The sequence below is a fragment of the Burkholderia sp. Ap-955 genome, assembly GCF_011753045.1.
In the GTDB taxonomy this organism is placed as follows: domain Bacteria; phylum Pseudomonadota; class Gammaproteobacteria; order Burkholderiales; family Burkholderiaceae; genus Burkholderia; species Burkholderia lata_D.
The window spans coordinates 202,843-225,190 of record NZ_VWWH01000002.1 but is presented as its reverse complement, the minus strand read 5'-3'; the positions used below and the strand labels follow the sequence as shown (position 1 = coordinate 225,190).

16 protein-coding genes and 1 pseudogene are annotated in these 22,348 nt (G+C 68.0%); 10 read left to right on the top strand and 7 right to left on the bottom strand.

Annotated elements, in window-relative coordinates; genetic code table 11:
- Nucleotides 1-3: 3 nt before the first annotated feature.
- The 3 genes from F3J15_RS02020 to F3J15_RS02010 all read right to left on the bottom strand — a co-directional run bounded on the left by F3J15_RS02020 (nucleotide 4) and on the right by F3J15_RS02010 (nucleotide 4,413).
- The gene (locus F3J15_RS02020; RefSeq protein ID WP_166887085.1) at nucleotides 4-1,101 is read right to left on the bottom strand and encodes an extracellular solute-binding protein; all 1,098 of its coding nucleotides are present in this window, start codon (nucleotides 1,099-1,101) and stop codon (nucleotides 4-6) included.
- Nucleotides 1,102-1,249: 148 nt separating this feature from the next.
- Nucleotides 1,250-2,722, bottom strand: a complete 1,473-nt coding sequence (locus F3J15_RS02015; protein ID WP_166887082.1) for an aldehyde dehydrogenase family protein — start codon at nucleotides 2,720-2,722, stop codon at nucleotides 1,250-1,252.
- Nucleotides 2,719-4,413 (bottom strand): 5-guanidino-2-oxopentanoate decarboxylase, encoded by a 1,695-nt coding sequence (locus F3J15_RS02010; RefSeq protein WP_205190642.1) that lies wholly within the window; start codon nucleotides 4,411-4,413, stop codon nucleotides 2,719-2,721. The genes F3J15_RS02015 and F3J15_RS02010 overlap by 4 nt, the downstream gene beginning before the upstream one ends.
- A gap of 264 nt (nucleotides 4,414-4,677) precedes the next feature.
- Between F3J15_RS02010 and F3J15_RS02005 the strand changes: the two genes are divergently transcribed.
- From F3J15_RS02005 to F3J15_RS01995, 3 genes are all read left to right on the top strand, one after another.
- Nucleotides 4,678-8,133, top strand: a complete 3,456-nt coding sequence (locus F3J15_RS02005; protein ID WP_166887077.1) for an adenylate/guanylate cyclase domain-containing protein — start codon at nucleotides 4,678-4,680, stop codon at nucleotides 8,131-8,133.
- A gap of 76 nt (nucleotides 8,134-8,209) precedes the next feature.
- The gene (locus tag F3J15_RS02000; RefSeq protein WP_166887075.1) at nucleotides 8,210-9,259 is read left to right on the top strand and encodes a patatin-like phospholipase family protein; all 1,050 of its coding nucleotides are present in this window, start codon (nucleotides 8,210-8,212) and stop codon (nucleotides 9,257-9,259) included.
- A 138-nt stretch (nucleotides 9,260-9,397) separates the two neighbouring features.
- Nucleotides 9,398-9,937: a hypothetical protein gene (locus F3J15_RS01995; RefSeq protein WP_205190653.1), complete on the top strand. Its 540-nt coding sequence runs from the start codon at nucleotides 9,398-9,400 to the stop codon at nucleotides 9,935-9,937.
- Nucleotides 9,938-10,123: 186 nt separating this feature from the next.
- Here the strand turns inward: F3J15_RS01995 and F3J15_RS01990 are convergent, their stop codons facing one another.
- Nucleotides 10,124-11,212 (bottom strand): aldose epimerase family protein, encoded by a 1,089-nt coding sequence (locus tag F3J15_RS01990; RefSeq protein ID WP_166887069.1) that lies wholly within the window; start codon nucleotides 11,210-11,212, stop codon nucleotides 10,124-10,126.
- Nucleotides 11,213-11,239: 27 nt separating this feature from the next.
- Entirely contained in the window at nucleotides 11,240-12,439 is a 1,200-nt protein-coding gene (locus F3J15_RS01985) for a DNA-binding transcriptional regulator (protein ID WP_069250059.1), read from the bottom strand.
- A 265-nt stretch (nucleotides 12,440-12,704) separates the two neighbouring features.
- On the opposite strand from F3J15_RS01985, the gene xylA reads away from it, so the two are divergent.
- From xylA to F3J15_RS01955, 6 genes are all read left to right on the top strand, one after another.
- On the top strand, nucleotides 12,705-14,027 hold the full coding sequence (gene xylA, locus F3J15_RS01980) for a xylose isomerase (protein WP_166887066.1): 1,323 nt from the start codon (nucleotides 12,705-12,707) through the stop codon (nucleotides 14,025-14,027).
- Between the two features lie 4 nt (nucleotides 14,028-14,031).
- Entirely contained in the window at nucleotides 14,032-15,510 is a 1,479-nt protein-coding gene (gene xylB / locus F3J15_RS01975) for a xylulokinase (RefSeq protein ID WP_166887062.1), read from the top strand.
- A 123-nt stretch (nucleotides 15,511-15,633) separates the two neighbouring features.
- Nucleotides 15,634-16,662, top strand: a complete 1,029-nt coding sequence (xylF, locus tag F3J15_RS01970; RefSeq protein ID WP_166887060.1) for a D-xylose ABC transporter substrate-binding protein — start codon at nucleotides 15,634-15,636, stop codon at nucleotides 16,660-16,662.
- 65 nt (nucleotides 16,663-16,727) lie between these two features.
- The gene (gene xylG, locus F3J15_RS01965) at nucleotides 16,728-18,287 is read left to right on the top strand and encodes a D-xylose ABC transporter ATP-binding protein (RefSeq protein ID WP_089487441.1); all 1,560 of its coding nucleotides are present in this window, start codon (nucleotides 16,728-16,730) and stop codon (nucleotides 18,285-18,287) included.
- A complete protein-coding gene (locus tag F3J15_RS01960; RefSeq protein WP_166887059.1) occupies nucleotides 18,284-19,495 on the top strand; it encodes a sugar ABC transporter permease in 1,212 nt (403 codons plus the stop codon). Before xylG ends, F3J15_RS01960 begins: the two co-directional genes overlap by 4 nt.
- Before the next feature lie 40 nt (nucleotides 19,496-19,535).
- Entirely contained in the window at nucleotides 19,536-19,739 is a 204-nt protein-coding gene (locus F3J15_RS01955; RefSeq protein ID WP_166887057.1) for a hypothetical protein, read from the top strand.
- A 32-nt stretch (nucleotides 19,740-19,771) separates the two neighbouring features.
- Here F3J15_RS01955 and F3J15_RS01950 read toward each other — a convergent pair whose 3' ends face one another.
- On the bottom strand, nucleotides 19,772-21,877 hold the full coding sequence (locus F3J15_RS01950) for a TonB-dependent receptor (protein ID WP_166887054.1): 2,106 nt from the start codon (nucleotides 21,875-21,877) through the stop codon (nucleotides 19,772-19,774).
- Nucleotides 21,878-22,013: 136 nt separating this feature from the next.
- A pseudogene (locus F3J15_RS37660) lies at nucleotides 22,014-22,112 on the bottom strand (LacI family transcriptional regulator); the annotation flags it as partial.
- 78 nt (nucleotides 22,113-22,190) lie between these two features.
- Here F3J15_RS37660 and F3J15_RS01940 point away from each other — a divergent pair.
- Nucleotides 22,191-22,331, top strand: coding sequence for a hypothetical protein (locus F3J15_RS01940; RefSeq protein WP_166886702.1), 141 nt, complete (start codon nucleotides 22,191-22,193; stop codon nucleotides 22,329-22,331).
- The last annotated feature ends 17 nt before the right edge of the window (nucleotides 22,332-22,348 follow it).

Below are 22,348 nucleotides of genomic sequence, written 5' to 3'. Positions count from 1 at the left end.
TCGTTACGCCGAGAAGAGGCCCGTGTAGCGCTTGATCCAGGCCGGCTGCACGGCCGCGAGCGCCTTGTCGTCATGCAGCACGGCTTTCTCCGCGATCTGCTGCGGCGACGGCACGAACGCGCGGCTTTCCGCGGGAATCACGGCCTTGCCGTTCACAGGGCCGTTCAGGACGTCGGCCGCCATCCGGCCCTGTACGCCGGCGTCGAGCGAATGATTGATGAACGCGTGGATCAGGTCGAGGTCGCCCGGGTGCGCCTTCGGGATCACGGTGAACATCAGCTGCGTCGCGAAGCCTTCCTTCATCCCGTACGTCACGCCCATCTTGTAGTCGGGCTTGCGGATCTGGTCCGGGAAGAATGCGGGCGAATAGATGCCGCCGAGGTCGAGCGAGCCCGTGCGGAACAGGTCGGCGACCTGGTTCGGGTTTTCGCCGAGGGTCATCACGCGGTCCTTCAGTTGCGCGAGCTTCCGGAATCCCGGGTCGATGTTCTGCTGCGACCCGCCGGCCAGCTTCGCCGCGATGATCGCGAGGTCGACCGCTTCGGCCCACTCGGGCGGCGGCAGGAACAGGCGGCCCGCATACTTCGGATCCCACAGCGCCTCGTAGCTCGACGGCGCGCTCTTCACGGTCGCCGTGTTGTAGATCAGCCCGTCCGACCACAGCAGGTAGCCGATGCCGAAGCCGTTCGCGCCGGTGCGGTATTGCGGCGCGACGTCCTTCAGGTTCGGCAGCCGGTTCAGGTCGGGCTTCGCGAGCAGGCCCGCTTCCGCGAGACCGGCCGCGCCGACGCCGGCGAGCGTGATGACGTCGTAGGTCGGCCGCTCGCCCGCGGCCTTGACCTTCGCGACCATCCCCGACGTGCCGTCCGCGCGATCGGCGATCACGCGTGCACCGGTCTGCTTGCTGAAGCTTTCCGCGATGTTGCGCAGCGCGGCCGCACCGGTATCGTCGGACCACGTGAGCAGGCGCAGCGTCTTGCCTGAGAAACTGCTCGACTGTGCCTTCGCAGTACTGATGAATGGCATCGGAAGGGCGGATGCAGCGAGCGCCGTGCCGAGGGTTTTGATCACCTGCCTTCTGCCCGCCTTGAAGTGTTGCATGGCCGTCTCCTGATGAACGATGCCGTGTGGTTCGATGCCGGGCGCCGACTGCGGCGCGGGGTGTGGATGAACTGTAGGGAGGTCAAATTTCCGCAACAAACGAAATATCCGCATGCGCGGCATGACATAAACGCATGGCCCGGCGACCTCAGCCGGCCGGCATCATGACCTGCTTGATCTCCTGAAATGCAGCGAGCCCGAACGGGCCGAGTTCGCGTCCGATGCTGCTGCGCTTGTAGCCGCCCCATGAGGTTTGCGGATAGATCAGCTGCGGCGTGTTGATCCACACGACGCCCGCCTGGAGCGCGTCGGCCACCCGCCTGGCGCGTGCCGTGTCACGCGTGACGACGGTGGCGACGAGCCCGTATTCGGTATCGTTGGCGGCCGCGATCGCATCGTCCTCGGTGTCGAATGCGCGGACACACAGCACCGGGCCGAAGATTTCTTCACACCATAGCGAGCTGTCGGCCGGCACGTCGGCGAACAGTGCCGGTCGGATGAAATAGCCGGGGCCGTCGAGCGCGTGGCCGCCCGTCACGAGCCGCGCGCCGTCGGCCCGGCCCTGCGCGATGTGGCGTTTCACCCGTTCGTATTGCGCGCGATTCGTCAGCGGGCCCATCTGCACGCCCGGGGCGAACGGCGGCCCGACGACGGTCGCGTCGATGCGCCGTGCGACGCGCGCGATCAGGTCGTCGGCGAGCGGCGCGGCGACGAGTACGCGCGAGGTCGCCGAACACATCTGCCCGGCGTTGAACAGGCCGCCGCCCGTGACGAGTTCGACCGCGTGATCGAGATCGGCGTCGTCGAACACGATGATCGACGACTTGCCGCCGAGTTCGAGGCCGACACCCTTGATCGTGTCGGCGGCCGTCTTCATGACCTGCGCACCGACTGCGGTGCTGCCGGTGAACGACACCTTCGCGACGAGCGGATGCGCGCACAGTCGGGCGCCGACGTCGTGGCCGGTGCCCGTCACGACGTTCAGCACGCCGGGCGGCAGCCCCGCTTCGGCGGCGATCGCGGCGAGTTCGAGCTCGGGCAGCGGCGTGATCTCGGACGGCTTCAGCACCACGGTGCAGCCGGCCGCGAGCGCGGGCGCGAGCTTCCACGCCGTCGTCACCATCGGGAAATTCCACGGCACGATCAGCGCGGCGACGCCGGCCGGCTCGCGCCGGATCCACGCGCGATGGTCGGCATCGGGCAGCGCGATCTCGGTTTCGCCGTCGGTGTCGAGGCGGTCCGCGAGGCTCGCGTAGTAGTCGAAGGTGGCGATCACGTCCGCGACGTCGATCGCGGCTTCGGCGAACGGCTTGCCATTGTTGAGCGACTGCAGGGTGGCGAGCCGCGTGCGACGGGCGTCGACGCCGCGCGCGATCGCGCGGAGCAGCGCCGCACGCGTGGCGCCCGTCGTGCGTTTCCAGCCGGGAAACGCGCGCGATGCGGCCTGCACGGCGTGCTCGACGTCCGCCTCGCCGCCTGCGCAGACGTTGGCGAGCACGGCTTCCGTCGACGGATCGACGACGGGCAACGTCGCGCCGTCGACGCTCGCACGCCAGGACCCGTCGATGAAGTGGCGCGTGTGCAGCGGCGGATCGAATGCGAGATCGGGGGTCGTGCTCATCGCTGCACCTGTTCGAACCAGGTTGCCTCGTCGATTTCGATCACGGTCGGGATCGCGCGCGCCGCGGCGTCGCGCAGCGCGGCGGCCAGCGCGCCGGGTGTCGCGGCCGTGTGCGCCGCGCAGCCGAAGCCGCGTGCGAGCGCCTGGAAATCGGGCGTATACGGATCGACGCCGACCGGCGTGATGTCGCGCGCAACCATGTATTTGCGGATCTCGCCGTAGCCGCGGTTGTTCCAGACGATCACGATCACCGGCAGCCGCGCCTCGACCGCGCTCGCGAGCTCCGGCAGCGTGAACTGCAGGCCGCCGTCGCCGATCAGGCACACGACCGGACGCGCGGGCGCGGCGAGCTTGGCGCCGATCGCGGCGGGCAGCCCGTAGCCGAGCGTGCCGTAGCCGGTCGACGAGTTGAACCAGCTGCGCGGCGCCGGTGCATCGTGGGTGAAATTGCCGACGTAGACGGGGCTCGTTGAATCGCCGGCGATGATCGCGCCGGGCAGCGTGGCGACGATCGTATCGATCAGCCGCGCCTGCGACTGCGCGGCGCCGTCGTGCATGGACGCGATCGCGGCGCGCACGGCGGCCACCCGCGGCGCGCCCCAGTCGGCGTCGGGTGTCGGTGCCGGCGTCTCGTGCAGGCGGGTCGACAGCGCGCCGAGTGCCAGCTGAGCATCCCCGGCGATGGCGATCTCGGCGCGGGCGTTGCGCATCAGCTGCTGCGCGTCGATGTCGATGCGGATCAGCCGGCCATCGATCGCGAAGCCGCCGTCGAACGTGACGTCGTAATCGGTTTCGCCCAGCTCGGTGCCGACGGCGAGTACCACGTCGGCATCGCGGATCGCCGCACGGGTGGCAGGCAGTGACTGGGTCGAGCCGATCAGCAGCGGGTGGCCGGCCGGCAGCAGCCCCTTCGCGTTGATCGTCAGCGCGACCGGCGCGTGCAGGCGTTCGGCGAGTTCGCGCAATTCCGCCGCCGCGTGGATCGCGCCGCCACCGGCGAGGATCAGCGGCCGGCGCGCGTGCGCGAGCAGGTCGGCGGCTGCGGCGAGCGCGTTCGCATCCGGCGCGGGCCGCGCCGGCAGCGCGGGCGGGGCGTCGGACAGCGCGGGCGCCGGCATCACGATCACGTCGAGCGGAATCTCGATATGCACGGGCCGCGGCCGCGCGCTGGCGAAGACCGCGAAGGCGCGCGCGAGGACCTGCGGCAGGTCGGCCGCGTCGAGCAGCGTGTGCGAGAACGCGGTGAGTCCCGCGAACACGTCGCGCTGGGACGGCAGCTCGTGCAGGCGGCCGTCGCCGCGGCCGAGTTCGCGCCGGGCGTTGACGCTCGAGATCACCAGCATCGGGATCGAATCCGCGTAGGCCTGTGCCATCGCGGTCGCGATATTGGTCATCCCCGGCCCGGTGATGATGAAGCAGACGCCCGGCCGGCCCGTGACGCGTGCATAGCCGTCGGCCATGAAGCCGGCCCCCTGTTCGTGGCGCGGCGTCACGTGGCGGATCGACGATGCGGCGAGGCCGCGATAGAGCTCGACGGTATGCACGCCGGGAATGCCGAACACGCATTCGACGCCGTGGCGTTCGAGGAGGTCGACGAGCGCTTCACCGCACGTGCGGGGGCGGGCATGGCAGGGCGCTGCCGTGGCCTTGCGGGCCCCGGCGATGGAGGAAACGGTGGCGGGATGGTTCATGGATCGTGGTGTGTCGATTGGGAGGGTGAATGGCCCGAACCGCAAACGAGGGGGCATGACGCGGATTGTCGGCGTCGATCCGGGGTGCCAACAATCGATTAGTTTTCATGCGCGGCATGAGTGCCGTGCATGGCGGAGTCGCGTTCGCGCGGGGCGCTGTGCACGCGACGCCGGTCGCCATGCGAAATCGCATAGTCACCCTGAATATCCCCGGGGAGTGGCGCATAATATTTTGATGTCGACCCTTGGCTGGAAGAGGGTTTTATGCGCTGCGCCCTATGCGGTTCCGAGAATCCTCCCGGTGCGAGGTTCTGCCAGGAATGCCAGGCCGTGCTGTCCCGCACGTGTCCGCAATGCGGACACGACGTGGCGTCGGCGGCCCGCTTCTGCAGCAATTGCGGTGCGCCGCTGGCCGCGCCCACGGCGGCATCGACGCCGTCCCGGCCATCGGGACGGGAGCCGCCGCCCACGCCCGTTCATTACACGCCCGACCATCTTGCCGAGCGCATCCGTGCCGAACATGCGGCCATGGCGGCGCGTGGCGAACCCGCCGGTGAGCGCAAGACCGTGACCGCGCTGTTTGCGGACATGGCGGGGTCGACCGCGCTGATCCACGATCTCGATCCCGAAGTGGCGCATCGCCTGATCGTGCCCGTGGTCGAGCTGATGATGGAAGCGGTCCATTACTACGAAGGATACGTAGCCAAATCGCTCGGCGACGGCATCCTCGCGCTGTTCGGCGCACCGATTGCCCACGAAGACCATGCGCAGCGCGCGCTCTTCGCGGCATTGCGCATGCAGCAGGCGATGCGGCAACACGGCGATCGCATTCGTCTGCAGGAAGGCATTCCGCTGCAGATTCGCGTCGGCGTCCATACCGGCGAGGTCGTCGTGCGTTCGATCCGCACCGACGACCTGCACACCGATTACGATCCGCTCGGGCATACGATCCACATCGCGTCGCGGATCGAGGGCATTGCTGCGCCGACGTCGATTCTCGTCAGTGAGTCCACTCACAAGCTGGCCGAAGGCTATTTCGAGTTCAAGGCGCTGGGCGCGACGCAGCTCAAGGGTATTCCCGCACCGCTGCGCGTATACGAGGTGCTTGGCCTCGGTGCGTTGCGCACGCGCCTGCAGCTGGCGGCGCACCGCGGTCTCGCGCGCTTCGTCGGCCGTGAAACGGAAATGGAACACCTGAACCGGGCGCGGGAGACCGTGAGCGCCGGGCAGGGGCGCGTGGTCGGCGTGGCAGGCGAGGCCGGCGTCGGAAAATCCCGCCTGTTCCACGAGTTCAAGGAGCGATCGCGGCGTGGCGCGCTGGTGCTGGAGACGTTTTCCGTATCGCACGGCAAGGCGTATTCGAATCTGCCGCTCATCGAACTCCTGAAGAACTATTTCCAGATCACGACTCAGGACGACGAGCGGCGCTGCCGCGAAAAGGTCATCGGCAAGGCGCTCGCGCTCGAGCGTAGCTTCGAGGATCTCGTACCGTACGTCCTCTATCTGCTCGGCATCGGCGAAGGCGAGCCGGTACTCGTCGAGATGGATCCGCAGATCCGCCGCGAGCGTACCTTCGACGCGATCAGGCAGCTGCTCGCGCGGGAGAGCCGGAATCAGCCGGTCCATCTGCTGTTCGAGGATCTGCAATGGCTGGACCGCGAAACGGAAGCTTTCCTCACCGGCCTGATCGACCACGTGCCGGACGCACGCATCCTGCTGCTGGTGAACTACCGGCCCGAGTATCAGCCCGTGTGGGCGCGCGCGGCGCATTGCAGCACGCTGCGGCTCGAACCGCTCGGCCCCGCCGATGCGCAAGGACTGCTCGCGGCGCTGCTCGGCGAGGATCGCACGCTCGTGCCGCTGAAACAGCGCATCCTGGAGAAGACGGAGGGCAACCCGTTCTTCATGGAGGAAGTGGTCCAGACGCTCGTCGAGGAGCGGTCGCTGCTCGGCGAGCCCGGCCGCTATCGCGTCGTGGAGACACCCGCCACGCTGCACATTCCGACCACCGTGCAGGGCGTGCTCGCGGCTCGGATCGACCGGCTTCCGGTCGACGAAAAGGAACTGCTGCAGGCACTCGCGGTGATCGGCCACGAGTTTCCGTTCAGCCTGATCCGGCGCATTTGCGGCGAGGCGCCGGCGCGGGACGACGAACTGCGGCGTCTCCTCGCGCATTTGGAGGCGGCGGAGTTCATCTACGAGTGCCCCGCCTTCCCCGAAGTCAATTACTCGTTCAAGCACGCGCTGACCCAGGAAGTGGCAGGGCGCTCGTTGCTCACCGAGCGGCGTACCACGCTGCACGAGCGCACCGCGCAGGCGATCGAGGTGCTGTTCCCGACTCGCATCGCCGATTACTGCAGCGAACTCGCGCATCACTACAGTCAGAGCGGGAACATTCCGAAGGCGGTCGAATACCTGCATCGAGCGGCTCAGCAGGCGTTGCGCCATGCCGCCCATCACGATGCGATGAATCACCTCGAATCGGCGCTGGCGTTATTGAAGGGCTTGCCGGACACACCGGTGCGCGCGCATTGGGAACTGACACTGCTGCTTTCCCTCGGGCCGGTCCTGATGGATGTGCGCGGGTATGGCGCGAACGAGGTGGGCCCGATCTACCGGCGCGCGCTCGAGCTGTGCGAGCGCACCGGCGACGCATCGCAGCGTTTCGCGACGCAGCTGGGATTGCGGATGCATCACGTGGTGCGGGGCGAGTATGCGCTCGCCATCGAGCTGGGCATGCAGATGCTCAGTACGGCGCGGGATGCGAACGATGCAGGCTTCCTCACCGAGGCACATAGCGCGCTGGGTTCGTGCCTTTTCCTGCAGGGCGACTTCGACGCGGCTCGCACCCAGATGGAACGGGCGCTCGCGCTCTACGATCCCGAGCAGCATCAGGCGCATGTCTTTGCACACGGGGTGGATCCCGGCATCCGGGCCCTCAGTTTCCTGGTGCTGATTCTGTGGATACAGGGGTATCCCGACCAGGCGCTCAAACGCAGTGCCGAAGCGCTTGCGCTCGCACGGAACTTTTCCTATGGACCCTCCCTGGCGTTCAGCCTGACCTACACGGCGCACCTGCATCAACTGCGGCGGGAGCCGATGCTGGCCGCCGAGCGCGCGGAAGCGGTCATTGCCGTATCGACCGAGCACGGATTGCCGTACTGGCTCGCATGGGGAACGCTGCTGCGGGGCTGGGCGACGAGCGCGCAAGGCAACCTCCCGGACGGCATCGCGCAGATGCGGCTGGGCCTCGACGCGCAGCGGGCGGCCGGGGGCGAAGACCAGCGCCCTTATTCCCTCGCGTTGCTCGCCGACAGTTACTGGCGCGCGGGTGACAGGAAGGCGGCACTGGACATGCTGGAAGAGGCCATGGCGGTCGTCGAGCAATCCGGCGAGCACTGCTACGAGGCCGAACTGTTCCGTCTAACGGGCCTCTATCTGGCCGGCGGGGCCGACCAGGAAGGCACGGAGCCTGAATGCGTCGACGCAGCCATCGACTGCTTTCACCGGGCGATCGCGCGAGCGCGCCGGCAGGGCGCCCGGGCGCTGGAACTGCGGGCAGCGTCGGACTTCGCGCGGCTGTTGCAACGGCAGGGGAAGACCGCGGAGGCCACGCAAGTGCTGCGCGACGTCTACACCTGGTTCACCGAAGGCTTCGATACACGCGACTTGCAAGAAGCAAAAGCGCTGCTGGACGCATTGGGCGCGCACACAGGATGACTGGACCCGCGGCGAATGACGACGCATCGTGTGACCCCGTGCCGTCCGCGAACCGCCGCTGCTCGAGGAGACGGGCATGACAACCACGCACGCGAGACGCCGCCACGATGGCCCGCGCAAACCGATCGCGCTGGCGCTGCAGGGTGGCGGGATGCACGGCGCATTCACCTGGGGCGTGCTCGACCGGCTGCTCGAAGACGGCCGGCTCGACATCGAGGGCGTCTGTGCGACCAGCGCCGGCGCGATGAATGCGGCCGTGCTCGCGTGCGGGCTGCTGAAGGGCGGCGAGGACGGTGCGCGCGAGGCGCTGCACGACTTCTGGCAGGCGGTCGCGCGATCGGCGGAGCGCTACAACCCGTTGCGCTGGGTGCCGTGGTTGAAGGGGACGCACAGCTTCGGGCTCGATCATTCGCCGCTTTATGCGTTCACCGACATGATGCTGCGCGTGTTCTCGCCGTATCAGTTCAATCCGAACAACCTGAATCCGTTGCGCGAAGTGCTCGAGCGCCAGGTCGACTTCGACGCGCTGCGCAAGCACTGTCCGATCCGGCTGTATCTCTGCGCAACCAACGTCGAGACGGGGAAGATCCGCGTCTTCACGGGAGCGGACGTATCTGCCGACGCGGTGCTGGCGTCGGCCTGCGTGCCGACCTTGTTCCAGGCGGTCTCGATCGACGGCGAGTACTACTGGGATGGCGGCTACATGGGCAATCCGGCCATTTATCCGCTGATCTACAACTGCTCGACGCGCGACGTCGTGATCGTGCACATCAATCCGCTCGTGCGCCGCGGGGTGCCCGTCACGGCGGCGGAAATCCTGAACCGGATCAGCGAGATCAGCTTCAACTCGTCGCTGATGCGCGAGATGCGCGCCATCGCGTTCGTCACCGACCTGATCCAGCAAGGCACGATCAAGCGCGGCGAGATGAAGGAAATGCTGATCCATTCCATTCGCGCCGACGATGCGCTGAGCGCGTTGAGCGTATCGAGCAAGTACAACGCGGACTGGGGATTTCTGAGCGAGCTGCATGACCACGGGCGACGCGAAGCGGATACATGGCTCGCGCATCACTACGGCAACATCGGACAGCGGTCGAGCATCGACATACGCCGGGATTTTCTCTGAGCGCAGGGCGGTAACGTCGGCGCGGGGCGCACTTGTGCCGCCGCCACGCGCCAAGGAGCGAACGTGAACCAGACGCAGGCGCGGTTCGTCGCGTTGTGGTCGGGCAGCGGCGGGACCCATGCCGAGGAGGTCTATCGTCTGCTGGCGGAAGGCTATTCGGAGCCGATGCGGCATTACCATACGCTCGCACATGTGAAACGCTGCTTGCGTCAGGTCGACCTCGCGCGCGGCGCGATGCCCGATCCGGATGCGGTCGAACTCGCGCTGTGGTTCCACGACGTGATCTACGTCCCGGGCGCGAAGAACAACGAGCAGCGCAGCGCCGACTGGTTCCGGCACCTGGCCGCGGGGCGCATCGATGCGTGCGACCGGATCTGCGCGATGATTCTCGCGACGACCCACGTCGGAATCGCCGCGGATCCGGACACCCGTTTCGTATGCGACATCGACCTGGCCGAGCTGGGCGCGTCTCACCGGCGATTTCGCGAAGACGGCCGCCTGCTCCGGGCAGAGCGCCCCGATCTCGACGACCGCGCTTACGACCTTCACGAACGGACGATTCTTCGCTGGCTGCTCGTCCGCCCGCGGATCTATCAGACCGACTTTTTCCATACGCGGTGTGAGGCGCCTGCGCGCAGGAATCTGAGCTGGCGGCTGGGCTTGCCGATTCAGGCGTGACGACGGGCAAGCTGTCGGGCACCGCAAGCGCCGTGTGCGTTGACGGGAAGCAGGCACCGCGAGCACCCGGTGCGCGCGTGCCCAATTCGGCCGTGGTGGGCACGCTGCCTGTCGATCCGGCGGGTGGGGCGATCGGCAGAAGCCGGTGCGAAGCGGACGGGGGCGCGACGATGCGGCCCGCGCACACTATGCGTGAACGGCTACCCGATACCGCGTGGTTTGCCGATAGACGGCGTCCGGATAAAGGATCACGTCGCCGCTCAGGCCGGCCATGTTGACCTGATCCGGAAAGCCGCCCGCCTCCAGGCACAGCGCCGCGTGTTGCGTGCACCGTGTACCACCGCTCACGTGTACGCCATCGAGATAGTTGCCCGTATAGAGTTGCAGGCCCCGCTGATCGGTCGACACGATCAGTTCGCGGCCGCTTTCCGGATCGTAGACGCGTGCGACGGGCCGGGCCTCGTGCGCGCCGTCGCGCAGGACGAAGCAATGATCGAAGCCGCGCGCGCGGGCCAGTTGCGCGTGCGGCCAGTCGAGGCGCGCGCCGATCGGTGCGCTGTGCCGGAAATCGAACGCGGTACCCGTCACGTCGGCCGTGCCGGTCGGGATCAGCGCATCGTCCACTTCGAGAAACGCGTCGGCGTCGATCTGCAGCAGATGGCCGCGCACATCGCTGCCCGGACGCCCGTTCAGGTTGAAGTAGCTGTGATTCGTCAGGTTCAACGGTGTCGGTGCATCGGTCCACCCCGCGTAGTCGATTGTCAGCGTGCCGTCGTCGTCGAGTGTGTAGCGAACCTGCACGGTCACGTTGCCCGGAAAACCCGCGTCGCCTTCCGGCGAATCGAGCCGAAGCGTCAGCCCGCCGCAGTCGTCGATCACGTCCCAGCGCGCGCGATGAAAACCGTTCGCGCCGCCGTGCAGCAGGTTGCCGTTCTCGTTGCGGTCGAGCGGGTAGCCGATGCCGTCGAGTTCGAAGCGCGCACCGGCGATCCGGTTCGCCCATCGGCCGATCGTCGCGCCGAGGTAGGCACCGGATTCGAGGTACTCGGCCGGCGTGTCGTGTGCGAGCACGATATCGGCAAAGCGCCCCGTGCGGTCGGGAGCGAGCCACGACACGACGGTCGCGCCGAGGTCGCTGATGCCGACGCGCATGCCGTGCGCGTTGCGCAGCGTGTAGCGCCGAACGGGCTCGCCGTCGGGCAGCGTGCCCCACGGCTCGGAAGGCACGCGCGCCGCGCCGTGCGTCAGGGATGAAGAATCGGTATCGATGTGCATGGGAGGAGGTCAGATGGGCGGCGGCCGTCAGTATGACGCTGAGGCGGCCGCGCGTTCCTGGTATTCGCGCGGCGTGCAGCCCAGCTCGCGCCTGAACACTGCGTACATGTACTGGAGCGACGTGAACCCGCAACGGATCGCGACCTCGGCGCTCGACGCCTGCCGGCCGGCGAGCAGCGCCTGCGCGGCTTCGAGCTTGTGGCGCAGGATTTCCTGGTGCACGGTGCGCTGCAATTCGCGCCGGAAGTGCTCTTCGAGCAGCGAACGCGATACGCCGACATAGTCGGCGACCTGTTCGGTCTTGATCCCCTGGCACGCGTACTGGCGGATGAAATGCCGCGCGCGCATCACGTGCGGGCTCGCCAGCGGCTGGTGGCGCGTCGATTCGAGCACGTTGATGCCGACCGGCGGCACGAGAATGCGCTGCCCGGGAAAGCGCGCGCCGCGCAGCATCCGGTGCAGCAGGTGCGCGGCGGTGCGGCCCATTTCCTCGGTGCCCTGGATGACCGACGACAGCGGAATGCGCGTCAGCGTGCGCGTGAGCGGATCGTTGTCGATGCCGATGATCGCCACCTGTTCCGGCACCGCGATCCCGGCGATCAGGCAGGCCTGCAGCAGGTGCCGCGCACGCGCATCGGTCACGGCGATCACGCCGACGGGCTTCGGCAGCGCATGCAGCCAGCCGATCAGTTGCTCGATCGCGTGATTCCAGCCCGACGCGCTCGTCGACAGCCCGCGGTAGATCGGCGCATCGAGCCCGTCCGCGCGTGCGAGCCGGTCGAACGCGAGCTCGCGCTGCTGCGCCCAGCGGTTTTCCTGCGCGATCGGCAGGCTGTACATCGCGAAATGCGCGAGTCCCGCACCGATCAGGTGCGTATACGCGAGCGACACGAGCTTCGGGTTGTCCGTCGCAATATATGGGACATCGTCAGGATACTGGGCCGGATCCTCGTACGACGAGCCGACCGCGACGATCGGCAGCGGCGAGCCGGCGAGCGCGTCGGCAACGGCGGGATCGTCGAAGTCCGCGATGATGCCGTCGCCGTCGAATCGCTCGATGCCGGTGAGGCGGCAGCGGAAGTCGTCTTCGAGGAACAGGTCCCACACCACGCGCGTCGTGTGCAGGTACTGGCCGATGCCGCTGATGATCTCGCGGTCGTAGACCTTGTTCGCGTTGAACAGCAGCGCGATGCGATGCGGTGTCTGGGCGGAAGGGACGCGTGTCATCTCGATCTCGGGGCACGCGCGTCGGGGGCGCCGTGCCGTTGTCTCCGGGGCGCGCCCGGGTCGGCGGCGCGCGGTGTCTGGTGTTTGGCGATTGTAGGGCGGAACGTGCGCCGCGCGCAGCGGCTGGCAAGAAACATTAAGCGTGCTGCGCAATTTCGCAATTGCCGCCCGGCAGGGGCGCGGGCACGATCCAGCCTACCGAATTCGGCCGCGTGCGTCACCACGACGCGCGTTGCGCCGCAACAAGACCCTGCACGGAGACGCCATGTCGTATTTCGAACACATTCCCGCAATTCGCTACGAAGGCCCGCAGTCGGACAATCCGCTCGCGTACCACCATTACGACCCCGAGCGGCGCGTGCTGGGCAAGACGCTCGCCGAGCATCTGCGGATCGCGGTGTGCTACTGGCACACGTTCGTGTGGCCGGGGCACGACATCTTCGGGCAGGGCGCGTTCCAGCGGCCGTGGCAGCAGCCGGGCGATGCGCTCGAGCGGGCGCGGATGAAGGCCGATGCGGCGTTCGAGTTCTTCACGAAGCTCGGCACGCCTTTCTATACGTTCCATGACACCGACGTCGCACCGGAAGGCGACAGCCTGCGGGAATATGCGGCGAATTTCGCGCGGATGGTCGACTATCTCGGCGAGCGTCAGCAGGCGAGCGGCGTGCGGCTCCTGTGGGGCACCGCGAACCTGTTCTCGCACCCGCGCTTCGCGGCCGGCGCCGCGACGAACCCGAACCCCGACGTGTTCGCGTGGGCCGCGACCCAGGTATGTCATGCGCTCGATGCGACGCACCGGCTCGGCGGCGAGAACTATGTGCTGTGGGGCGGCCGGGAAGGGTACGAGACGCTGCTCAACACCGACCTGAAGCGCGAACGCGAGCAGTTTGCCCGCTTCCTGTCGATGGTCGTCGAGCACAAGCACCGGATCGGCTTCACGGGCGCGCTGCTGATCGAGCCGAAGCCGCAGGAGCCGACCAAGCACCAGTACGACTACGACGTCGCGACGGTGCACGGCTTTCTCGTGCAGTACGGATTGCAGAACGAAATCCGCGTGAACATCGAGGCGAACCACGCGACGCTCGCCGGCCACTCGTTCCATCACGAGATCGCGAACGCGTTCGCGCTCGGCGTGTTCGGCAGCGTCGATGCGAACCGCGGCGATCCGCAGAACGGCTGGGACACCGACCAGTTCCCGAACAGCGTCGAGGAGCTGACGCTCGCGTTCTACGAAATCCTGCGTCACGGCGGCTTCACGACCGGCGGGATGAACTTCGACGCGAAGGTGCGCCGCCAGAGCAGCGATCCGGAAGATCTGTTCTACGGCCACGTCGGCGCGATCGACGTGCTCGCGCTCGCGCTCGAACGCGCGGCGGTGCTGGTCGAGAACGACCGGCTCGACGCGCTGCGCCGGCAACGCTATGCGCAGTGGGACGACGCGTTCGGCCGCAAGATCCTGTCGGGCGACTATACGCTGGAGTCGCTCGCGGCCGAGGCGCTCGCGCGCGGTGTGAACCCGCGGCATGCGAGCGGCGCGCAGGAGCGGTGCGAGAACATCGTGAACCAGGCGATCTACGGGCTGCGCTGACGCCATGTACATCGGACTCGATCTCGGCACGTCGGGCGTGAAGGCGGTGCTGCTCGACCGCGACGGCGCGGTGCGCGCGAGCGCGAGCCGCCCGCTCGCGGTGAGCCGGCCGCGGCCGCGCTGGTCCGAGCAGGCCCCGCGTGACTGGTGGGACGCTGCCTGCAGCGTGCTGGCCGCACTCGTCTCGGATGCGCGCACGGCGGGTATCGATCCGCGCGACATCGACGCACTCGGACTGACCGGCCAGATGCATGGCGCGACACTGCTCGACGCGCACGGCGCCGTGCTGCGCCCCGCGATTCTGTGGAACGACGGCCGCGCGGATGCGGAGTGCGCGGAACTCGAACGGCTCGCGCCCACGCTGCGCGCCGTGGCCGGCAACATTGCGATGCCGGGTTTCACCGCACCGAAGCTGCTGTGGGTGCGTCGTCACGAACCTGACGTGTTCGCGCGCATCGCCCATGTGCTGCTGCCGAAGGACTACCTGCGCTACCGGCTGACCGGCGCGTTCGCGACCGATCCGTCGGATGCCGTCGGCACGCTGTGGCTCGACGTCGCGAAGCGCGACTACGACGACACGCTGCTTGCCACATGCGGGCTGTCGCGCGCGCAGATGCCGGCCGTGTTCGAGGGCAATCGCGTCACCGGCACCCTGTTGCCGGCCGTCGCGCGCGCGCTCGGGCTGCGCGAGATCCCGGTGGTGGCGGGCGGCGGCGACAACGCCGCCGGCGCGGTGGGCGTCGGCATCGTGCGGCCCGGCGATGCGCTGCTGTCGCTCGGGACGTCGGGCGTCTATTTCGCGGTGTCGGACGGGTTCCGCGCGAATCCCGAATCGGCCGTGCACAGCTTCTGTCACGCGCTGCCGGAGACGTGGCACCTGATGTCGGTGATGCTGAACGCGGCCGGCTGTATCGACTTCACCGCGCAACTGGCCGGCTATGACGGCGTCGCGGCGCTGCTCAACGATGCCGAGACGAATGCACGCGAGAGCCGCCCGTGGTTTTTGCCTTACCTCAGCGGCGAGCGTACGCCGCACAACGACGTGAATGCGAAGGGCGTGTTCTATGGGCTCACGCCCGACACGCAGCGCGCGGATCTCGCGAACGCGACGCTCGAAGGCGTCGGCTTCGCGCTGCTCGACGGCATCGACGCGTTGCATGCGGCCGGGCTCGCGCCCGACAGCATCACGGTGATCGGCGGCGGCTCGCGCAGCGCGTACTGGACGCAGATGCTCGCCGACCTGAGCGGCCGTGCGCTGACCTTGCGCGCGGGCGGCGAGGTGGGGCCGGCGCTGGGCGCCGCGCGCCTCGCGCATCTCGCGCTCGAACCGGATGCGCCGCTCGACGACGTGTGCCCGCAGCCGCCGATCATCGCGGTGCGCGAGCCGGACATGGCGCGCCACGCGTGGTATCGCGACATGCGGCGGTCGACGTTTCGCGCGCTTTACCATGCGCTCGAACCGGTGTTTGCCACGGGCGTTTGACGTGCGGATCGCTGACGCGATTCTCGTCGCACGATGCCGTGCTTTGCAGTGACTCGATGCGGGCGGCGCATTTCGGCGTTCGCCCGGCGTTCGTGAAGTTGTCCAAAAACAAGGAGTGGAGACATGAGATCCGTGACGCGTCGTACCGTATTGAGTTCGCTTGCCAGCGCCGCTGCGCTGGCGATCCTCGCGCTGGGCACGCCGCTCGCGCATGCGAGCAAGGACAAGCCCGAAATCGGCTTCTGCATCGACGACCTGCGCGTCGAGCGCTGGTCGCGCGATCGCGATTATTTCGTCGCGGCCGCGACGAAGCTCGGCGCGAAGGTGTCGGTGCAGTCGGCCGACGCGAGCGAGGAGCGGCAGATTTCGCAGATCGAGAACCTGATCTCGCGCGGCGTCGACGTGATCGTGATCGTGCCGTTCAACTCGAAGACGCTCGGCAACGTCGTCGCCGAAGCGAGGAAGGCCGGCATCAAGGTCGTGTCGTACGACCGGCTGATCCTCGATGCGGACGTCGACGCGTATATCTCGTTCGACAACGAGAAGGTCGGCGAGCTGCAGGCGCAGGGCGTGTTCGATGCGAAGCCGAAGGGCAACTACTTCCTGCTCGGCGGCGCGCCGACCGACAACAACGCGAAGATGCTGCGCGAAGGACAACTGAAGGTGCTGAAGCCGGCGATCGATCGCGGCGACATCAAGATCGTCGGCCAGCAGTGGGTGCCCGAATGGAGCGCGTCGACCGCGCTGCGCATCACCGAGGATGCGCTGACCGCGAACAACAACCGGATCGACGCGATCGTCGCGTCGAACGACGGCACGGCCGGCGGCGCGATCCAGGCGCTCGCCGCACAGCATCTGGCCGGCAAGGTGCCGGTGTCCGGGCAGGACGCGGATCTCGCGGCGGTCAAGCGCGTGATCGCCGGCACGCAGACGATGACCGTCTACAAGCCGCTCAAGCTGATCGCGAGCGAAGCGGCGAAGCTGGCGGTCGATCTCGCGAAGGGCGCGAAGCCCGCGTTCAACGCGCAATACGACAACGGCAAGAAGAAGGTCGACACGGTGCTGCTGCAGCCGACGCTGCTGACCAAGCGCAACGTCGACGTCGTCGTGAAGGACGGCTTCTATACCCAGGCGCAGCTGGCGAGCCAGTAAGCGTACGACGGACGCGATGCGCGGCCGCCGCGACGGCGGCCGCGCTTACTGCGAGGCATGAACGAATGACGGAACCCTTGCTGACGATGCGCGGCATCGTCAAGGCATTCGACGGCGTGAAAGCGCTCGACGGCATCGACCTCACCGTGCGGCCCGGCGAATGCGTCGGGCTGTGCGGCGAGAACGGCGCGGGCAAGTCGACGCTGATGAAAGTGCTGTCGGGCGTCTATCCGCACGGCACGTGGGACGGCGAAATCCGCTGGGAAGGCGCGCCGCTCGCGGCAACCGGCGTGCGCGACACGGAGCGGGCGGGCATCGTGATCATCCACCAGGAGCTGATGCTCGTGCCCGAACTGTCGGTTGCCGAGAACATCTTCCTCGGCAACGAGATCACGCTGCCGGGCGGGCGCATGAACTTCGCCGCGATGGTCCGGCGCGCCGAGGCGCTGCTGCACGAATTGCGGATCGACTCGATCAACGTCGCGCAGCCGGTCATGAATTATGGCGGCGGCCACCAGCAGTTGATCGAGATCGCGAAGGCCTTGAACAAGGACGCGAAGCTGCTGATTCTCGACGAACCGTCGTCGTCGCTGAGCGCCGCCGAAACGCGCATCCTGCTCGACATCGTGCGTGACCTGAAGCGCCGCGGCGTCGCGTGCGTGTACATCTCGCACAAGCTCGACGAGGTCGCGGCCGTCTGCGACACGGTCACCGTGATCCGCGACGGCCGGCATGTCGCGACCGAGCCGATGCGCGCGCTGACCACTGACCGGATCATCGCGATGATGGTCGGCCGCGAGATCCGCGACCTGTATCCGCGCGAGCCGCACGAGATTGGCGAGGTCGTGCTGGAGGCGCGGAACGTGACCTGTCGCGACGTGACGAACGCGCGCCGCAAGCGGGTCGACGACGTGTCGTTCAGCGTGCGGCGCGGCGAGATCCTCGGCGTCGCCGGGCTCGTGGGCGCGGGCCGCACCGAGCTGATGCAGGCGATCTTCGGCGCGTATCCGGGCGCGTGCACGGCGACCGTGCTGATGAACGGCCGGGTGTTGTCGATCCGTTCGCCGGCCGACGCGATCCGCGCCGGGATCGCGATGGTGCCGGAGGACCGCAAGCGCCATGGCATCGTGCCGCAGCTCGGCGTGGGCCACAACATCACGCTGGCGGTGCTGCGGCGCTTCGCGGCGCGCGGGCGGATCGACGCGGCCGCCGAACTCGATGCGATCCGCACCGAGATGCAGCGGCTCTCGGTGCGCGCCGCGCATCCGTTCCTGCCGATCGCGAGCCTGTCGGGCGGCAACCAGCAGAAGGCGGTGCTCGCCAAGATGCTGCTGGCCGAGCCGCAGGTGCTGATCCTCGACGAGCCGACGCGCGGCGTCGACGTGGGCGCGAAGGTGGAGATCTACCGGCTGATCTTCGCGCTGGCGAAGCGTGGCGTCGCGCTGATCGTCGTGTCGTCGGAGCTGCCCGAGGTGCTCGGGCTGGCCGATCGCGTGCTGGTGATCGGCGAAGGCGAGCTGCGCGGCGATTTCGTCAACCAGGGCCTCACGCAGGAACAGATTCTCGGCGCCGCGCTGAAGCCCGCGCGGCTGTCCACCGAACCCACCGCAATGAGCGCGACATGAATTCCGAACTCTCTTCCTCGACCCCGGCGACGCCGGATGCCGAAGCGCATCGTTCCGACGGCCGCCCGGCGGGGCTGCCGCTTCGCCAGATCTTCGCGCGCTACAAGCTGCTTGCGCTGCTGCTGGCGGTCGTCGTGATCTGGACGTTTTTCTCGGTGTTGACGGACGGCGCGTTCGTCACACCACGCAACGTATCGAACCTGCTGCGGCAGATGTCGATCACCGGCATGCTCGCGTGCGGGATGGTGTTCGTCATCATCGCGGGCGAGATCGACCTGTCGGTCGGCTCGCTGCTCGGGCTGCTCGGCGGCGTCGCGGCGATCCTCGACGTCAACCGCCACTGGCCGGTCGCGGCGACGATCCCGGCCGTGCTCGCGCTCGGCGTGCTGATCGGGCTCTTCAACGGCTGGTGGTCGACCTATCGGCGCGTGCCGTCGTTCATCGTCGGGCTGGGCGGGATGCTCGCGTTTCGCGGGATCTTGCTCGGCGTGACGGGCGGCTCGACGATCGCGCCCGTGTCGGACGGCTTCGTGTTCATCGGGCAGGGTTATCTGCCGCGCCTGGTGGGCGACGGCCTCGCGATCCTGCTGTTCGGGCTCGTGTTGCTGCTGGTGGTGCGGCAGCGCGCGACGCGGCGGCGCTACCGGCTCGCGGTCGCGCCGCGGTGGCAGGACGTCGCGAAGGTCGTCGGCGCCGGCGCGGTGCTGTTCGCCTTCGTCGCGACGCTCGACCGCTACGGCGGTATCCCGGTGCCCGTACTGCTGCTGCTCGTGCTGCTCGGTGCGTTCACGTGGATCGCGACGCAGACCGTGTTCGGCCGGCGCATCTACGCCGTCGGTTCCAACCTGGAGGCGACGCGGCTGTCGGGCGTCGATACCGATCGCGTGAAGCTCGCGATCTTCGCGCTGATGGGGCTGATGTGTGCGTTTGCCGGCCTGGTGAACACGGCGCGGCTGGCGGCGGGGTCACCGTCCGCCGGCACGATGGGCGAACTCGATGCGATCGCCGCGTGCTTCATCGGCGGCACGTCGATGCGCGGCGGGTCAGGCACCGTCTACGGCGCGCTGATCGGGGCGCTCGTAATGGCGAGCCTCGACAACGGGATGTCGATGCTGGACGTCGACGCGTACTGGCAGATGATCGTCAAGGGCGCCGTGCTGGTGCTGGCCGTGTGGATCGACGTGGTGTCGCGGTCCAATCGGCGGTGAGGCGGGGCTCGGTCTGGGCAATCCGCGCGACCGGCGCATCATGGCGGATGCGCTGCGCGCGCTGCTGCGGGAGCGCGCCGAAGTGCTCGCGTTCGCGATGCGGATGGCGGACGAACGCGATCGACCGAGGCCCGATGCGAGCGACTTCGCGCTGACCGCGGCCGCGGGATGCGTCACCGCCGCGTGCGTAATGATGCCGGCGTTGGTGGTCGCGCTGGCGACGCGGCTCGCGCTCGGCGCCTGATGCGCATCGACGCGTCAGGCGGCCGATTCGACCTAGAACGAATAGGCCAGCGAAGCAAACAGGCTGCGCGGCGCGCCCGGCGTGACCCACAGGCTGTTATACGAGCTGACGTAGGTCGTGCGGTTGAACAGATTGTTCAGCACGACCGACGCACGCAGGTGCTTGTTGACCTGAACGTAGCCGTTGAGCTGGACGGTCGCGTAGGCCGGCAGTTCGAACCCGTCCTGCGTGTTGGCCGTGTTGCCGGCGCGGCGCCCGACATAGATCACGCCGGCGCCGGCGCCGGCCTTGTCCGCGAACGGAAGGGTCGTCTCGTACATCAGCAGCGCGCTGCCGCTCAGCCGCGGTACGTCGACGAGGCGTGAGCCGGGCGCCAGCACGGTATCGCGCGTGACCTCGGCGTCGACGTACGCGAAGTTCGCGATGCCGCGCAGGCCGTGACCGAGGTCGCCGCTCCATTCGAATTCGACACCGCGGCTGCGCACTTCGCCGGCCGCGCGCGAGAAGCCGGCATTCGCGGGATCGGCGGTGAGCACGTTGCGCTTGGTCACGTAGAACGCCGAGATGGTCGTGAGCGAGCGCGCGCCCGCCCATTTCGCGCCGGCTTCGTAGCCGTGGCCCTTTTCGGGATCGAACGCGTTGCCGCCGACGTCGGCGCCGTTGTTCGGCCGGAACGAGTACGCGGTGTTCGCATACAGCGACCACGCGGGGCTCATTTCATACACGACGCCGATACGCGGGCTCACCGCGGTCTGCAACTGGCTCGTCGTCACACCCTTCAGGCGGTTGTCGATCGACTGGTGGAAGCGATCCCAGCGCAGCCCGGCCAGGATTTTCCAGTGCGGCCCGAACGCGAGCGTGTCCTGCGCGTAGACGCCTTGACCGTCGTCGCGTTCGAGCAGGTTGGTCGCGGTGCGCGGCGTCGGCGCGGGCTGGCCGTAGACCGGATCGAAGATGTCGATCGCATAGGGCGCCGCGGCGCTCGGCGTGGAGCGCGTGACGAACTGGTCGTAGTTGAAGCGATACGCATCGACGCCCATCACGAGCGTATGGCCGATGCCGCCCGTGCGGAACGTGCCGGTCGTCTCGAGGCGGCCTTGCAGGTCGTTCGAGTGAAACGCGACTTGCCGGTAACGGCGCCACAGTGTGCGGCCGTCCGGCTGCAATGCGAACGCCTCGGACGAGCGCCCCGACAGGTCGGTGTTGCGTTGCGCGACGCCCGCGTTGATCGACCAGGCTGAATCGATGCGATGTTCGAGCGTGAACTGGTGGCCCGTGTTGCGCACGTCGTAGTCGCCGTCGCGCGGCTCGCCGAGGAAGCGCGACGCGGGGATCACGCCAAGCTGCCCGTTGACCGCCAGCACGCCGCGATCGAGCGGCGCGCGCTGACGGGCGCTCTCGAACTCGTAATGGAGCGTCGTGTCCGCGCCGATGTCCCACGTGAACGACGGCGAGAACAGGTAGCGTTTGCTCGATACCGTGTCGCGGAAGCTGCCGTTGTTCTCGTTCATCGCGACGAAGCGGTACGCGAGCGATTTCGTGACGGGGCCGGTCGAATCGAGTGTCTGACGCAATGCGCCGTAGCTGCCGGCCGACACGCCGATGGTGTTCGCGCGTGCGAACTGCGGCTGCTTCGTCGTATAGCTGATGATCCCGCCCGGATCGCCGCGGCCATACAGCGCGGACGCCGGCCCCTTGAGCACTTCCATGCGCTCGAGGTTGACGGTGTCGCGCGGCACGCTCATCCCGCGATTCCACGAAAAGCCGTTGACCAGGTAGTCGGTGCCGGACGTGCTGCCGTCGCCGGCGAAACCGCGCACCGCGTAGTTGTCCCACAGGCCGCCGAAGTTGTTCTGGCGCGACACGCCCGCGACCCAGTCGTAAAGATCGTCGCCGCGCGTGGCGGCCACGGTCTGGATCAGCTTCGTATCGACACTGCTGACCGCGAACGGAATGTCCATCACGTCCGCCTCGCTGCGCGTCGCGCTCGTCGATTCGCGCGTGCGGAACGGCGCCGTCGCGCGTTGCGCGGACACCTCGATGGCAGGCAGCGCCGTTTCCTGTGCGTCGGCTGCGCCCATGCCGGCCGTGCCGACGACGATGGCCATCGGTGCGGCCGCCCAGTTCCTCCTGCTCATACCTGTCCCTTTTTGTCTCGTTCGCGTTCGGGCACGGCGGGCGGCCTTGCGCCGACATCGGTGTTCCAAACAGTACATTCGCGCGGCAATTTAATGCAAATGAGAGGCATTTGCAATCGTAATTTTGAGATGAGCCCGACAGCCCGTCGGTCGTCCGGTTCGGCGCGGTCGCCATTTGCGATTGCGAGTAGTACGGGCCGACGATCCGCAGCTTCGAATGGGTCTCGATGTACTGGCCGCGGCGATCGGCTGTCGGAACCGGAGAAGGGCTTGCTCGCCGAGACGCGCGCGTGCGCTGGAACTCTGTGTCGAGGTGAACCGGCGACAGGGCGGCGCCACGCCCGATGTCCACGACTTCAACCTGCCGACGATCATCGAGCTGCAGCGACGCTTCGGCACGCGGTCTTGCCCGTCGGGCGAAGCCGGCACGGCGGCGCCCGCCCGTTTCATGTGAGCCGGGGCCCACGCGAA